Below are 13,821 nucleotides of genomic sequence, written 5' to 3' on the forward strand. Positions count from 1 at the left end.
CGGGGAACTTCGACCGTATGGTGTGGCTCGAATCGAAGGAGCCCCCGTTGTCGAAGGTGATGGAACCCGCTGTGCACGCGGTTGCGGCGGAGCAGGATCATGTGTCCTCCCTGTACGAAGTGCTCACCGAGCGGCTTTGCGAAGCGCGAGCGCAGCGGGCGAATGTACTGAAGGCCCCGCCGGAAAATTCCGGTGAGGCATTCGAGAGGGAAATCGCCGCCGAGCGCCTCACCAAGGAAATCGGCCGGCTGGAGGGCGCCGAAAAGGGGCTGGTCTTCGGGCGCATCGACCGGACGGACGGCACCACCCTGCACATCGGACGGATCGGCCTGCACGCGGAGGAGGACGACCTGCCGCTGCTCGTGGACTGGCGCGCCAACGCGGCGCGGCCCTTCTACGAGGCGACGCCGGTCCACCCCATGGAACTGCGACGGCGCCGGCACCTGCGCCTCCAGGAGCGCACGGTCATCTCGGTGAGCGACGAACTCCTGGACGGGAGCGCCCCGACCGACGAGGACGTCGTGGGGGACGGCCCGCTGACCGAGGCCCTGTCGGCACGGCGTACGGGCAGGATGCACACCGCCGTCGCGACGCTGCAGGCCGAGCAGGACGCGGTCGTCCGCTCCGCCCACCGCGGGGTGACCGTGGTGCAGGGCGGCCCCGGCACCGGCAAGACGGTGGTCGCCCTGCACCGGGCCGCCTACGTCCTGTACGCGTTCCCGCGCGCCGCGCAGGAGGGGGTCCTGGTGGTGGGCCCGAACGCCCGGTTCCTCGACTACATCTCCCGGGTCCTGCCCTCGCTCGGGGAGAACGACGTCGTCCTGGCGACCTGCCGGGAGCTGGCCGGCGTGTCCCCGGCCACGGTGGACCCGTACGATACGGCGCGCCTCAAGGGCGGCGCCGACCTCGCCGACGCCCTGGCCGGCCTGTTGCGGGCCCACCAAGCCCCCGCCGGTGACTTCACCGTGCGGGTAGGACGGGAACTGGTCCAGCTGTCCGGCGAAGAGGTCGCCACGGCACGCGACGCCGCCGTGGCGGCCGTACCGGGGCACAACCCCGCGCGCCAGGTGTTCAAGGAGCTCTTGGTCGACGCCGTCACCGACGCGGTACGACGGGACATGGGCGATCTCCTGGAGCGGATCGACGCCGACGCCGAAGCGATGACGGGCCTCAACCTGGACCGGTTCACGGGAGCCGACCGGCGGCGTGCCGAAGGCGCGGCCGACACCGGGCCTGTCCACGAGCTGGACCTGGACGCCCTCCGAGCCGACCTCCTCGATGGTGACGACGGTGCCGGCGGTGACGATGGCGACGGCGATGGCGACAACAACGCCGCCGCAACCGGCGTCGACCGGGCCATCGAGGTGTTGTGGCCGCGTTTGACGGCCGGTGACCTCGTGAAGGCGCTCCTGACGAACGCCGGCGCTCTCGCCGAGCACCTGCCCCGCCTGACCGCGCAGGAGCGGTCCCTCCTGTTGCGCGGTCCGGACGACCCGTGGACCGACGCCGACGTGTCGTTGCTGGACGAGGCGGCGAGCCTGGTCGACGGCCCGCCCGAGCGGACGTACGGGCACGTCGTCGTCGACGAGGCGCAGGAACTGACCGCCATGCAGTGGCGGATGATCGTCCGCCGCTGCCCGGCAAGAGCGATGACGCTGGTGGGTGACTTCGCCCAGGCGGGCCCCCACGCGACAGCACGCGACTGGAAGGAAGCACTGGGCCCCCACGTCGGACGGCGGTTCGCACAGCACGACCTGACCGTCAGCTACCGCACCACGCAGGAGATCCTGGAGAGCGTCCGGGACCTGCTCGCACGGATCGCTCCGGACCAGAAGCCCACACGGTCACTTCGAACCGGGGCGCGCCCCCGCACCGTCACCACGACCGCGGACGGGCTGGTCACCGTCGTCGCTCAGGAACTGCGCGCCCAGAGCGCCGCGCACCCGGGCGAGCTGCTGGGAGTGATCTGCGCGGACAGCAGGGTGAACGAGCTGACTGCCCGGGGCATCGCGCACCACGCACGCATCGTGCCGGCGTCCGAAGCCCGCGGCCTGGAATTCGACGGGGTCGTCGTCCTGCACCCCGAGGAAATCATCACGGCCCGCCCCAGTGGGGAAAGGGACCTGTACGTGGCCCTCACCCGGGCCACCAAACGCCTCTGCACCGTCACCGTCACCGTCCAGCCCGCCTGATCGCCCGGCGCACGCGACGACGCCGCGCCGGCCGGGGGCCGTACGCCACGAGCCGATCCCCGCAGTCCCGTTCGGGCGATCGGCTCCGGGGCCCGTACCCTCCACACCCATCACATCATCGGCCGCTCGTACGGCCCGATTCGAGAAGAACGCACGCGCCATCGGCGCCCACGGCATCCGGGCTCTGGAGCACCTGGCTGCGCCGGGGCCGCTCACCGGGCCACCGGCACCCGTCCTGCACCCGATCCTCGCCGCCGACGCTCGGCCGGTGTCGTCGGACCAGTGGGGCAGCATGGTCGAGGACGACGCCCTGTGCGAGGCCGTCCGAACGCTGCTGACGGCCGCCGAGGGGTGACGGGACGGGCGGCGGGGGGCGTACCGCGAGGGGGTGCGCCCCCACCCCGACGCTGCGCGCGCCCCGTCCTGCGGCGATTCCTCCCACAGCAGGGGGCCTACATCGGGTCCATGGTCCCGCTGCCCTTGCCGTTGACCTCTTCGCTCAACTGGCGGATGTGCAGGGCCTTCTCCGTCAGCCGCTGCTTCTCCGCCGGGTCGCCGGCGTGCTGGGCCGCCTGTTCGAGTTCCTCGGCCTTCTCGCGCATCTCCCGCGTCCGCTTGCTCGGCTGACTGTCGTTGTTCATGGCCAGTTCCTTCCCTCGGGGGAGTGAGTGCGGACGCCTGCATCCAACCAGCGGAGCGACACCGGGTCACCGCACCAGCACGGCGACCCACCGGAACTTCACCGTCCCGGACGCGCCACCGCTCTCCGCCGCGCCTACCCCATGACGGGATCACCATCCGCCCTCCGACCGGCGCCCGGCCACTCGTGCTCAAGGTCGGTGCTCAAGGCTCGTGCTCAAGGCCTGTGACGGGAGGCTCCGTTGGACCCGTCGATCAGTCGTTCGCTGTTCTGTTCGATGGCCTAGGCTGTCGACGGGCGACGCGATCCGCGAGGCGAGCCGAAGGGCCGATGGCAAGGGCGATGACAGACCGACGGAACACCGGTCCGCCGCACGCCGTTCCCGGTGGGGCGACGCGCTCCCGGGCCGGCGGCGTCTGGGACTCGGCCCTGACCTCCGAGGAGTACGCCGCCGTCAAGGGCGCCGGGTTCGAGCCGGTCGGCCAGGTGCTCGGTACGACCGTCTCCGCCGTCGGGTACGAGGGTCTCGGCGGCTGCCCGGGAGCGTGGAAGGCCGTGAACGGCAAGCGGGTGCCGTCCTCCCGATGGGTGCCGTCGCTGTCGGCAACGGCGAAGGCGATGCAGGGGGCGCGCAGGCTCGCGCTCGCGCGGGCGGTCGCCGAATGCGGCGCGCTCGGCGGCGACGGCATCGTCGGGGTCGAGCTGTGCGTCGACCGGTTCGCGGAGGGGCTCGTGGAGTGCACCGTCCGGGGAACGGCGGTCAGGGCCCGCTCGCGGATCCGGCCGCAGCGGCCCTTCACGTCGCACCTGACGGGCCAGGACTTCGCGAAGCTGCTGTACGCGGGATGGGTTCCCACCGGACTCGCCTTCGGCGTGGCCCTCGAAACCCGGCACGACGACTGGCGCACCTCGCGCCGCACCGCGTGGACCGCCGACGCCCAGGAAGTCGACGGCTACACGGAACTGCTGAGCCACGTCCGCCGGGAAGCCCGTGTGCGACTGACCCTCGACGCGGCGAAGCACGGCGGCGACGGGATGGTGGTGGACGACGTGGAGCTGACGGTGAGCGAGAGCGAATGCCCCGCGTACGGATACACGCGCGACCACGTCGCGGAGGCGGTCCTCGTCGGCACCTCCCTCGTCCGCTTCGCCCGCTCCGAGCGGTCCGCCGGGCCCACACCACTGGCCATCATGAGACTGGAGCGCGAGCGCTGATATGACCGAGCGAACGGGACAGGAACCGGCCGGCGCAGCCGCCCGACCGGCCGCGGACGGCATGCCCGAGGACGCGATGCGGCGGCTCGCGCAACTCCGGCCGGGGGAGGGGGCGGCGCCGTTCACCTCGAACCTGTCGGTGAACGAGTTCCTGTTGGTGCGCGAGGTCGGCTTCCGCCCGCTCGGTCTGGTCCTCGGCTCCTCCGTCTACCACGTCGGCATCCAGTTCGGCCGGTGGTCGAAGAACCAGGAGCTGACCAAACTGTCGCAGGCGATGTACCACGCCCGTGAACTCGCCATGAGCCGCATGGAGGCGGAGGCGAGCGCTCTGGGCGCGGACGGGATCGTGGCGGTGCGGCTGGACATCGAGTTCAAGGAGTTCGGTTCGGACGTGGCCGAGTTCATCGCCGTCGGCACGGCGGTCAAGGCGGCCGGCGCGGACCCGGGACCGGCGGGGACCTGGCTCAACAACAAGGGCAAGCCGTTCACCTCGGACCTGTCGGGCCAGGACTTCTGGACGCTGATCAGGGCCGGTTACGCACCCCTCGACATGGTCATGGGCTCCTGCGTCCACCACGTCGCGCACCAGCGCTTCGCGCAGGTACTGAGCACCGCGGGCCGCAACGTCGAGATCGAACCGTTCACCCAGGCGCTCTACGGAGCACGAGAACTGGCGATGGGCCGCATGCGGGCGGAGGCGGAGTCCCTGGACGCCGAGGGCATCGTGGCGGTCCAACTGCGGCAGCACTCGCACTCCTGGGGACCGCACACCACCGAGTTCTTCGCGATCGGGACGGCGGTCCGCCCGCTGCGCGACGACCACACCATCGACCGACCGAACATGGTGCTGAGCCTCGATGGCTGAGCCGCCGGACGTCGACGCGTTGGCCGCGGCGCTGCGCCGGGACAGCGCGGACCTGAACCTCTACGTCGCCGTGCTGGCGGCGCACCTGGCGGACGCGCTGCCGTCCGGCACGGTACGGGTCGAGCGCCGGCGTTCCGTGGTGGAACGGATGGCGGGGCGCGAGGGCCGCGTCACCACACTGGACGTCGCGCTGGGGGAGCGGCGCCTCCTGCTGCGGATGGACCGGGAGGGCCGCGCGAGCGGCGAGGTCCGCCACGAGGTACGGGGCATCGTGCTCTCCCGGCGCCCGGTGGGCCTGGACGAGTGGATCGACGCCCTGGCCCGTTCCCTGTCCGAAGCCGCGACCGCGAACGCCCGGGCCCGCGAGGCCGCGGAACGCTTCCTGTCCTGAGGGCGGGGGCGGGGGCGGGGGCGGGGGCTCGGGGCGGGGGCTGGGGGCCGGCCGGCCCGCCTCGCCGCCCCATGGCCCGCCTCGTCGCCCCATCGCCCATCGCCGGGGAACTTTCGGGGCGGGTTGCGATGAGTACGGGCTTTGCCGCCGGTCTACCCTTCGGACCCATCGTGTGGGAGGAGCGGCAGATGACCGGTACGACGACTCTCGACCTCGGACCGCAGGCCCGGATCGTGGCGCGGCTCGCGGCGGGCGTGCCCGACGCGCGGCTCGGCGAGCCGACGCCCTGCCCCGCGTACGCGGTCGGTGACCTGCTGGGTCACCTGGCCGGACTCTGCGTCGCCTTTCGCGACGCCGCCCGCAAGGACCTGGGCCCGACGACGGACACCGACCCCGAGTCGGGCGTCCCCGCTCTGCCCGCCGACTGGCGCGAGGAGCTGCCCCGGGTGCTCGACGAGCTGGCCGCGGCCTGGCAGGACCCGGCGGCCTGGACCGGCATGACCCGGGCGGGCGGCGTCGACCTGCCCGGCGAGGTCGCGGCCGCGGTGGCCGCGGACGAACTCGTCGTGCACGGCTGGGACCTGGCCCGGGCCACCGGCCAGGAGTACGCCCCCGATCAGGCCGCGCTGCGCGCCGCGCACGCGTTCCTGCTGGCGGCCGCCCAGGAAGGGGACCGCGGCGGCGGCATCTTCGGCCCCGTCGTGCCCGTACCGGACGGGGCCCCGCTGCTGGACCGGGCCGTCGGGCTGAGCGGGCGCGACCCGGGCTGGACGCCGCCGACGTCCCCGTGACACGGGCCCCGGCCGCACACTGGAGGGGTGACGGACAGCGAAGGACAGACGGACGGCGAAGGACAGAGGGACGCCGAACGGCACCCGGACGGCGAACGGCACCCGGACCGGCGCCTGGAGCGAGCCATCCTGGAGTTGCTGGAGCGTCGAAGCCCGACCTCCACCATCTGTCCCTCCGACGCCGCGCGGGCGGTGTACGAGGGCGACGGCGACGGCTGGCGCGCACTGATGGAACCGGCCCGCCGCGCGGCCCGCCGCCTGGTCACGGCCGGCGAGGTCGAGATCACCCAGGGCGGCCACCCCGTCGACCCGACGAAGACCCGCGGCCCGATCCGCATCCGCCGCCGCCCCCGCTCCGACTGACCGGGCCGGCGGTGGCCCCTCCCCGTCCGGCCGGCCTCAGGTGCCGCCGAGCCAACTGGTGGCGTCCAGGCGGAACGCGGTTTCGGCCGGGACGACGGTCCGCAGGGCGGTCTCGATGTCCCGTACGCGGTCCGCGCCCAGCGCCCGGGCCCACTCGGCGCGGAGTTCGTCGAACACGGCGGCCGAGCGGCCGAGGGCGGCGCGGCCGTGGGGGGTGAGCCGGACGAGTTTGCGGCGCGCGTCCCCGGGGTCGTCGGTGCGCTCCGCGTAGCCCAGGGCCAGCAGCCGGTCGACCGTCTTGCCGGCGGCCTGTTTGGAGACCCCGAGGCGCCGTCCGATGTCGCTCGCGGTCGCGCCGTGGGCGCCGATGGCCTGGAGGGCGAAGCCGTACGCGGGGCGCAGGCCCGGGTGGCCCTCCTCGGCCAGGCGGGCGTGCAGCCGGTCGATGAGGGTGCGGAAGCCGCCGAGGAGGAGCAGGGGCAGCTCGAAGCCGGGTGTGCCGTCGGACGCCTCGGGGCGGGTCACCCCCTTGCCCGAATCGACAACCTGGTTTACGTTTCCTTCATCGACATCGTCAACCATGTTGTCGATACTACGCGTGTCCCTCATCATCCGCCGCACCGACCCCGCAGGAGCCGTCATGACCGCCGCGCTGTCCGCACCCACCGATTCCCCCGCTCCCGCCGAGCTGTCCACCCGAACCGCCAACGCCGTCGCGCTGCTCCGCGAGTCCCCGCAGACCCTGGACGGTTTCCTCAAGCTCAACGAGATCTTCGAGTCCACCACCCTGGACGCGCATTCCCGCGAGACCGTGATCCTCACCGTCGCCGCGCGCAACCAGTGCCACCTGTGCGTCGACATGCACGAGGCGAAACTCGCCGCCCTCGGCCCCGCCCCGGACCCCGAACGGCTCGCTGCCGTACGCCGGTTCACCCTCCAGGTGCTCGCCTCCTCGGGCGCGGTGAGCGAGGAGGAGCTGGCGGCCTTCCGGGCCCACGGCTACGACCGCCGCAACGCCCTGGAGGTCGTCCTCGGCATCGGTACGTACACCGTCTCGACCCTGGCCAACCGCCTCACCGGCGCCGCGTAGCAGCCCGCGGCGTACGGCCGCCCGGGCATCGGCGCCGGGGGTCGACGCAGAAGCGGACGACTGGGGCCCGGCCGTTGTCCCGTCGCGATGCCGACGACGGCGCCCCCGCCGACTCGGTGTGGGCCCGCCGGCAGGCGGCGCTCGGCGCACGCCTCGGATCCCGACGGCGTCGAGAACGGGTCGCCGAACGGGGAGCGGTCACCTCAGGGGCAGGACTCGGCGGTCTTGACGGCGGTGAACGCGACCGGCTGCCCGTTCAGCGCGGAGCCCGGGGCCGGGTTCTGGGTGCACACCTTCCAGTTCGACTCCTGGAGCACCATGCGGTTCTGCGACGAGGCGTCCTTGACGGTGATCGACGTGTTCGTCGGGAGCGCGGTACGGGCGGCCTTCATGCCCTTGCCGACGAAGTCGGGCATGGTGCCGCCGGCCGGCTTCGGCGCGGGGGCGTCGCCGGTCGGACAGTTCTCTTCGAGCTTGACCGTGCCGAAGTCGATGGTGGTCGACGTGTCGACGTTCGCGCCGGGGGCCGGGGTCTGACTACAGACCTTCCAGTTGCGGTCGAGGGCCTGGAGTCGCTCCTGGCCGAGGCTGTCATGGGACTTCAGGAGGAGGAAACCGGCGGCTTGGGCCTCGTCCTGAGCGCTTTGCAGGCCCTTGCCGACGAAATCGGGGAGCGTGGCGGTCTTCGGGCCGCCGCCGGCGGTCTTCGACGGTGAGGTTCCGGCGGGCGAGGAGGAGGCGGTCGGAGCGGAGGTGTCGGGCTTGCCGTCCGCTGCCTGGGGGTTGCAGGCGGTGAGTGCGAGAAGGCCGACGCCGGCGAGCAGGGTGACGTGATGTGTGCGCATCGCGCCATGATCGCCGGGGATGCGCCGGTTCGTGGGGCCTGTGACCGTTCCGTGACGCACTGGAACCGTGGGCCCGCCGCGCGACGGCCAGGAGACGGGGCGGGTGCCCGGGCGTGCGGCCATTGGGATGGTGTTCGTGGGTTCCACCCATCCGGGGCGGGGCCGACATCGAAACCCCGGGCGAGTCCGCGATTCCCGCGGGCCGCAGGCACGAACCCATACTTCTCGGGGAGCACCATGCGTACGCGCAAGACCATCACCGCCCTGTCCATCGCCGTGGCCGCGGCCCTGTCCGCGCCCGTACTGGCGTCCGCGGACGGCGGCGGCAAAGCCATGGACCACAGGGACCGGACGGGCCGCGAGGCACTGACCGCCGTGGGCCTGACCGCGAACCAGCGCCTGGTCGAGTTCACCGTCGACCGGCCCGGCCGGAGCATGTCCATCGGCAGGGTGACCGGCCTGGCCGGGGACACCAAGCTCGTCGGGATCGACTTCCGGGTGCAGAACGAGAAGCTCTACGGCGTCGGGGACCGGGGCGGCGTCTACACCCTCGACACCGGCAACGCCAAGGCCACGAAGGTGTCCCAGCTGACCGTCGCGCTCTCCGGCCGGCAGTTCGGCGTGGACTTCAACCCGGCGGCCAACCGGCTCCGCGTCATCAGCGACACCGGGCAGAACCTGCGCCACAACCTCGACGACGCCGCGGCCCCTCTCGGCACCACCGTCGACGGGACGCTCACCAACCCGACCACCCCGCCGTCCACGGCGATGGGCGTGACCGGCGCCGCGTACACCAACAACGACCTCAACACGGCGACCGCGACCACCCTCTTCGACATCGACACCACGGCCGACCGGGTCTCCCTCCAGTCGCCCGCCAACGCCGGCACCCTCGCCCCGACCGGGAACCTCGGCGTCGCCGCCGGACCCGACGCCGGCTTCGACATCTACTTCTCGCCCAAGCACGGCACCAACCACGGCTTCGCGGCCCTCAACACCGGCGGAGCCTTCCGCCTCTACGGCATCGACGTACTGACCGGCGCCGCCCGCGACATGGGCGCGTTCCCGAAGCAGCAGCAGGTCACCGACCTGGCCCTGCCGCTGGACCAGGGCTGACGTGACCGTGCGGTGGGCCGCCGAGCGCGCCGGTCCACCGCGCCGGTCCACCGCGCCGGGCCCGGTGCGCCGCGCCCGCCCCGTCGTCCGTCAGCTGCTTGCGTGCAGCACCGTCAGGACGCGGTCCGGTGTCAGGGGCAGTTCGCGCAGCCGGCGGCCCGTCGCGTGGGCGACGGCGTTGCCCAGGGCGGCGGCCGTTCCGACGATGCCGATCTCACCGATCCCCTTGCTGCCCATCGGGTTGAGGTGCTTGTCGTGTTCGTCGATCCAGTGCGCTTCGAGGTCCGGCACGTCGGCGTGCGCGGGCACGTGGTACGCGGCCAGGTCGCTCTCCGTGAAGTCGCCGAACTCCGCGTCCATGGTGCTGTGTTCGGTGAGCGCCATGCCGATGCCCATGATCATCGCCCCCTTGAACTGCGAGCGCGCCGTCCGCGGGTTGAGGATGTGGCCGGCGGCGAAGACGCCGAGCAGGCGCCGGACGCGTACCTCCCCGGTCACCGTGTCGACCCGGACCTCGGCGAAGTGCGCGCCGAACGCGTGCCGGGCGTACGGGGACTTCTGCTTGGCCGACTGCGTGGTGTCGGCCGACGCCGACAGCCCCTCGGCCGGCAACGGCCCGGCATGGCGCTCCAGGCGCGCGGTCAGGGCGGCGCAGGCGTCGTGCACGGCCCAGCCCCAGGACCCCGTACCGGAGGACCCGCCGGCCAGTGACGCGGCGGGCAGGCCGGTGTGCCCGATGGCGACGGAGACGCTGTCCAGCGGGACCCGCAGCGCGTCGGCGGCCACCTGTGCCAGGACGGTACGGGCCCCGGTCCCGATGTCCGTCGCGTTGATCTCGACGAGGTGGCTCCCGTCCGGGCGGGCGTGCGCGCGGGCGGTGGACGGGGCGATCAGCACCGGGTAGGTGGCGGCGGCCACCCCGGTGCCCACGAGGTACGGGCCCTCCCGCAGCGGGGTGCGCCGGTCCGCCCAACCGAACAGCTCGGCGCCCTCGCGCAGGCACTCCACCAAGTGCCGGCTGCTGAAGGGACGGCCGCTGTCGGGCTCGGTCGACGGCTCGTTGCGCACGCGCAACTCGATCGGGTCCATGCCGAGCGCGTCGGCCAGTTCGTCCATCGCCGATTCCAACGCGTACATGCCGGGAGCCTCCCCGGGCGCGCGCATCCACGACGGCGTGGGCACGTCCAGGGCGACGGCCCGGTGCGTGGTCCGCACGTCCGGTACGGCGTACATGACCCGGGCCGGCACGGCCGCCTGCTCGACGAACTCCCGGACGCGGGAGGTGTGCGTGGTGATCTCGTGGGTGAGGGCGGTGAGGGTCCCGTCCGCGCGGGCGCCCAACCCGATCCGGTGCAGGGTGGGCGCTCGGTGCCCCACCGTCGCTGGCAGGTGGGCGCGGGGGAGGGACAGCTTCACGGGCCGGTCGTAGTGGCGGGCGGCCATCGCGGCCAGCACCACGTGCGGGCGCGGTGTCCCCTTGGAGCCGAAACCGCCGCCCACGTGCTCGGAGACGACGGTGACCTCGTCCTCGGCGAGCTTCAACAGCGAGGCCAGCGCCGCGCGGACCGGGCCCGCACCCTGGCTGGAGTCGTGCACGGTCAGGTGGTGCCCGGCGGCGTCCCAGACGGCGGTCGCCGCGTGCGGCTCCATGGGGTGGTTGTGCAGCGGCGCCACCGCGTAGGCGCAGTCGACCCGTACGTCGGCGGCGGACAGCGCCGCGTCGGGGTCGCCCTGCTCCCGGTGGGCGGGATGGCCGCCGTTGGCCTCCTGCGGGGTGTAGGCCCCCGGGTGGTCGACGCTGAGGACGGTGTCGTGCGGCTCGCTCGCGTAGTCGACCCGCACCCGCGAGGCGGCGGCCCGCGCGCCCTCCAGGGTGTCCGCGACGGCGAGGGCCACGTACCAGCCGCGATGGGGGACCCGGGAGTCCTGGAGCAGTTGCAGCGTGGGGTCGTCGGAGGGGCTCAGGCGCGGTGCGTTGAACGGCGTCAGTACGCCGATGACGCCGGGCAGCGCGGCGGCGGCCGTGTCGTCGACGGCGGTGACGTGCCCGCGCGCGACCGTCGCCGGGACCGGCCAGGCGTAGGCGCAGCCGGGCGGGGTGTGCTCGGCGGCATAACGGGCGGCTCCGGTGACCTTCTCGCGGCCCTCCCGCCGGGGCGCGGGGCTGCCGAGGGCGTTGGTGGAGCGCATGACGGCTCCCTCTCTGATCGGTGCGGACGGCTGCGTCGGCCGGGTGGGGGCGCGGGAGTGCTACACGGCGGGCCGTTCCGTGGGCGCCACCGGCGGCCCGCCGGCGGCGCGCACCAGCCGCGTGAGCGCGTCCCGGGCGAGGTTGCGCGCCAGGTCGACCTTGAACGCGTTGTCGCGCAGCGGCCGGGCCCCCGCCAGCTCGGCGTCCACGGCCCGGCGTACGGCCTCCCCGGTCGGCCGGGCGCCCACCAGCAGCTCCTCGGCGCGGCCGGCGCGCCAGGGCCGGTGGGCGAGCCCGCCGAAGGCGAGCCCGAGACGCCGTACGCGGCCGTCGTCGGCTAGTTCCAGCACGGCGGCGACCGAGGCGAGGGCGAAGGCGTACGAGGCCCGGTCGCGGGCCTTGCGGTACAGGGAGACGGCGCCGGCGCCGGGCGGCGGCAGCACCACGCCGGTGACGAGTTCCCCGGGGCGGATCACGGTGTCCCGCTCGGGGCGGTCGCCGGGCAGCCGGTGGAACGCGGTCGCGGCAACGCTGCGGGGCCCGTCCTCGCCCCCGTACAGCTCGATGTTCGCGTCCAGCGCGGCGAGGGCCACGGCCATGTCGGACGGGTGCGTGGCGACGCAGTGCTCGGAGTGGCCGAGCACGGCGAGATCGCGGTGCACGCCGTCGCGGGCGCCGCAGCCGGTACCGGGCTCGCGCTTGTTGCACGGCTTGGACACGTCCTGGAAGTACGGGCAGCGGGTGCGCTGGAGCAGGTTCCCGCCGGTGGTGGCCACGTTGCGCAGCTGCCCGGACGCGCCCGCGAGCAGGGCCTCGGACAGCGCCGGGTACCGGGTCCGTACGAGGGGGTGCGCGGCCAGGTCGCTGTTGGGCACGCCGGCCCCGACGCGCAGGCCCCCCTCGGGCAGTTCCTCGATCCCGCGCAGGGGCAGGCGGGTGATGTCGATGAGGGTGGTCGGCGTCTCGACCCCGTGCTTCATCAGGTCGACGAGGTTGGTGCCGCCGCCGAGGTAGCGGGCGTCCGGACGACCGGCGTGCGCGTCCACCGCCTCCTGGAGACTGGTGGCCCGTACGTAGGCGAAGGGCTTCACGCGATCACGCCCGACCGGGTGACGGCCGGGGCGCCGGCTTCGGCGCCGGTTCCGGCGACGGCGGCTACCGCTTCCACGATCCCGTTGTAGGCACCGCAGCGGCAGAGGTTCCCGCTGAGCCGTTCGCGGATCTCCTCGCCGGTCAGCGCGACGGGGCCCGACGGCCGCGCCGCGTCCGTGACGTGCGAGGGCTGGCCGGCGGCGGCTTCCGCGAGGGCGCCGACGGCGGAGCACAGCTGACCCGGGGTGCAGTAGCCGCACTGGAAGGCGTCGTGTTCGAGGAACGCCTCCTGGAGGGGGTGCAACGATCCGTCGGCGTCGGCGAGCCCCTCGACGGTGGTGACCTCGGCCCCGTCCTGGGCCACCGCCAGCAGCAGGCAGCTGTTGGCGCGCCGGCCGTCCACGAGGACGGTGCAGGCGCCGCACTGGCCGTGGTCGCAGCCCTTCTTGCTGCCGGTCAGCCCCAGCGACTCGCGCAGGGCGTCGAGGAGGGTGACCCGGTGGTCCAGGTCGAGCACGCGTTCCGCGCCGTTGACCCGCAGCGTGACGCGGGACCGCAGGCCGTCGTTCTCCGGGGGAGGTGTTCCGCTCGCAGCCAACAGATGTCCTTCATGTCCGGTACGTGTGGATGTGACTGTCGACTGCCCAGCCTCGGGCATCCCACACGTTCCGGCGCCCTGGACGCGCCGTCAGGCGCCGGCAGGTCCCCGGCGACCCGACCGTCCCACGGCCAGGGCCGAGGCGGCCGCCGGCGCGCCACGAACGGACCTGCGCAGCCGGTACAGCGAGGCGGCGGCCACGCACAGCAGGCCGGTGAACAGCGCGACCAGCAGCACGAGCACCCACATCTCGCGGCTCCCGGGACGATGCCACCCTTCCCAGACGGCAGCAGCCGCCCACAGGGCGAATCCGGAGGCGTACGCGGCGCGGATGCGACGCAACTGTCGGACGGCGCGCGGGGCGGGGGTGGCGTGCGTCAGCGAGTCCATGGCCACCGACTACCCACACCGCGCCGAAGAAACCGGCCGCCC

The 13,821-nt window shown here is 73.6% G+C and carries 15 protein-coding genes; 8 read left to right on the forward strand and 7 right to left on the reverse strand.

What is annotated here, in order from left to right:
* The first annotated feature begins 101 nt into the window (after positions 1 to 101).
* Positions 102 to 2,192: an AAA family ATPase gene (locus AB0D46_RS26350; RefSeq protein WP_362880996.1), complete on the forward strand. Its 2,091-nt coding sequence runs from the start codon at positions 102 to 104 to the stop codon at positions 2,190 to 2,192.
* Between the two features lie 452 nt (positions 2,193 to 2,644).
* On the opposite strand, the gene AB0D46_RS26355 is transcribed toward AB0D46_RS26350, so the two are convergent.
* Positions 2,645 to 2,833 (reverse strand): DUF6381 family protein, encoded by a 189-nt coding sequence (locus AB0D46_RS26355; protein WP_362880911.1) that lies wholly within the window; start codon positions 2,831 to 2,833, stop codon positions 2,645 to 2,647.
* A 341-nt stretch (positions 2,834 to 3,174) separates the two neighbouring features.
* Here AB0D46_RS26355 and AB0D46_RS26360 point away from each other — a divergent pair, with 341 nt between their 5' ends.
* The 5 genes from AB0D46_RS26360 (at position 3,175) to AB0D46_RS26380 (ending at position 6,457) form a co-directional block, all read left to right on the forward strand.
* The gene (locus AB0D46_RS26360) at positions 3,175 to 4,047 is read left to right on the forward strand and encodes a heavy metal-binding domain-containing protein (RefSeq protein ID WP_362880912.1); all 873 of its coding nucleotides are present in this window, start codon (positions 3,175 to 3,177) and stop codon (positions 4,045 to 4,047) included.
* Between the two features lies 1 nt (position 4,048).
* Positions 4,049 to 4,912 carry a heavy metal-binding domain-containing protein gene (locus tag AB0D46_RS26365; RefSeq protein WP_362880914.1) on the forward strand — a complete coding sequence of 288 codons (864 nt, stop codon included), beginning with the start codon at positions 4,049 to 4,051 and terminating at the stop codon, positions 4,910 to 4,912.
* On the forward strand, positions 4,905 to 5,303 hold the full coding sequence (locus AB0D46_RS26370; protein WP_362880916.1) for a hypothetical protein: 399 nt from the start codon (positions 4,905 to 4,907) through the stop codon (positions 5,301 to 5,303). The genes AB0D46_RS26365 and AB0D46_RS26370 overlap by 8 nt, the downstream gene beginning before the upstream one ends.
* A 188-nt stretch (positions 5,304 to 5,491) precedes the next feature.
* On the forward strand, positions 5,492 to 6,094 hold the full coding sequence (locus AB0D46_RS26375; protein ID WP_362880918.1) for a TIGR03086 family metal-binding protein: 603 nt from the start codon (positions 5,492 to 5,494) through the stop codon (positions 6,092 to 6,094).
* 114 nt (positions 6,095 to 6,208) lie between these two features.
* A complete protein-coding gene (locus tag AB0D46_RS26380) occupies positions 6,209 to 6,457 on the forward strand; it encodes a DUF3253 domain-containing protein (RefSeq protein WP_362880998.1) in 249 nt (82 codons plus the stop codon).
* A gap of 36 nt (positions 6,458 to 6,493) precedes the next feature.
* Here AB0D46_RS26380 and AB0D46_RS26385 read toward each other — a convergent pair whose 3' ends face one another.
* Entirely contained in the window at positions 6,494 to 7,039 is a 546-nt protein-coding gene (locus AB0D46_RS26385; protein ID WP_362880919.1) for a MarR family winged helix-turn-helix transcriptional regulator, read from the reverse strand.
* Between the two features lie 58 nt (positions 7,040 to 7,097).
* On the opposite strand from AB0D46_RS26385, the gene AB0D46_RS26390 reads away from it, so the two are divergent.
* Complete coding sequence (locus AB0D46_RS26390) at positions 7,098 to 7,547, forward strand: carboxymuconolactone decarboxylase family protein (protein WP_362880999.1); 450 nt, start codon at positions 7,098 to 7,100, stop codon at positions 7,545 to 7,547.
* A gap of 203 nt (positions 7,548 to 7,750) precedes the next feature.
* On the opposite strand, the gene AB0D46_RS26395 is transcribed toward AB0D46_RS26390, so the two are convergent.
* Positions 7,751 to 8,392: a PASTA domain-containing protein gene (locus tag AB0D46_RS26395; protein ID WP_362880921.1), complete on the reverse strand. Its 642-nt coding sequence runs from the start codon at positions 8,390 to 8,392 to the stop codon at positions 7,751 to 7,753.
* 237 nt (positions 8,393 to 8,629) lie between these two features.
* On the opposite strand from AB0D46_RS26395, the gene AB0D46_RS26400 reads away from it, so the two are divergent.
* Positions 8,630 to 9,508: a DUF4394 domain-containing protein gene (locus AB0D46_RS26400; RefSeq protein ID WP_362880922.1), complete on the forward strand. Its 879-nt coding sequence runs from the start codon at positions 8,630 to 8,632 to the stop codon at positions 9,506 to 9,508.
* A 90-nt stretch (positions 9,509 to 9,598) separates the two neighbouring features.
* Here the strand turns inward: AB0D46_RS26400 and AB0D46_RS26405 are convergent, their stop codons facing one another.
* From AB0D46_RS26405 to AB0D46_RS26420, 4 genes are all read right to left on the reverse strand, one after another.
* Positions 9,599 to 11,698, reverse strand: coding sequence for a xanthine dehydrogenase family protein molybdopterin-binding subunit (locus tag AB0D46_RS26405; protein WP_362880924.1), 2,100 nt, complete (start codon positions 11,696 to 11,698; stop codon positions 9,599 to 9,601).
* A gap of 60 nt (positions 11,699 to 11,758) precedes the next feature.
* Positions 11,759 to 12,790, reverse strand: a complete 1,032-nt coding sequence (locus tag AB0D46_RS26410; protein WP_362880926.1) for a xanthine dehydrogenase family protein subunit M — start codon at positions 12,788 to 12,790, stop codon at positions 11,759 to 11,761.
* The gene (locus AB0D46_RS26415; RefSeq protein ID WP_362880928.1) at positions 12,787 to 13,389 is read right to left on the reverse strand and encodes a 2Fe-2S iron-sulfur cluster-binding protein; all 603 of its coding nucleotides are present in this window, start codon (positions 13,387 to 13,389) and stop codon (positions 12,787 to 12,789) included. The genes AB0D46_RS26410 and AB0D46_RS26415 overlap by 4 nt, the downstream gene beginning before the upstream one ends.
* Positions 13,390 to 13,479: 90 nt before the next feature.
* Entirely contained in the window at positions 13,480 to 13,779 is a 300-nt protein-coding gene (locus AB0D46_RS26420; protein ID WP_362880930.1) for a hypothetical protein, read from the reverse strand.
* Between the last annotated feature and the right edge of the window lie 42 nt (positions 13,780 to 13,821).

The organism is Streptomyces sp. NPDC048383, from assembly GCF_040651775.1.
Taxonomy (GTDB): Bacteria; Actinomycetota; Actinomycetes; order Streptomycetales; family Streptomycetaceae; genus Streptomyces.

Bases quoted from the DNA above. Each gene is read 5' to 3' on its own strand.
- AB0D46_RS26370 (WP_362880916.1), top strand. From the start codon at position 4,905: ATGGCTGAGCCGCCGGACGTCGACGCGTTGGCCGCGGCGCTGCGCCGG.
- AB0D46_RS26365 (WP_362880914.1), top strand. From the start codon at position 4,049: ATGACCGAGCGAACGGGACAGGAACCGGCCGGCGCAGCCGCCCGACCG.
- AB0D46_RS26360 (WP_362880912.1), top strand. From the start codon at position 3,175: ATGACAGACCGACGGAACACCGGTCCGCCGCACGCCGTTCCCGGTGGG.
- AB0D46_RS26400 (WP_362880922.1), top strand. From the start codon at position 8,630: ATGCGTACGCGCAAGACCATCACCGCCCTGTCCATCGCCGTGGCCGCG.
- AB0D46_RS26405 (WP_362880924.1), bottom strand. From the start codon at position 11,698: ATGCGCTCCACCAACGCCCTCGGCAGCCCCGCGCCCCGGCGGGAGGGC.
- AB0D46_RS26375 (WP_362880918.1), top strand. From the start codon at position 5,492: ATGACCGGTACGACGACTCTCGACCTCGGACCGCAGGCCCGGATCGTG.
- AB0D46_RS26385 (WP_362880919.1), bottom strand. From the start codon at position 7,039: ATGGTTGACGATGTCGATGAAGGAAACGTAAACCAGGTTGTCGATTCG.
- AB0D46_RS26390 (WP_362880999.1), top strand. From the start codon at position 7,098: ATGACCGCCGCGCTGTCCGCACCCACCGATTCCCCCGCTCCCGCCGAG.
- AB0D46_RS26395 (WP_362880921.1), bottom strand. From the start codon at position 8,392: ATGCGCACACATCACGTCACCCTGCTCGCCGGCGTCGGCCTTCTCGCA.
- AB0D46_RS26420 (WP_362880930.1), bottom strand. From the start codon at position 13,779: ATGGACTCGCTGACGCACGCCACCCCCGCCCCGCGCGCCGTCCGACAG.
- AB0D46_RS26355 (WP_362880911.1), bottom strand. From the start codon at position 2,833: ATGAACAACGACAGTCAGCCGAGCAAGCGGACGCGGGAGATGCGCGAG.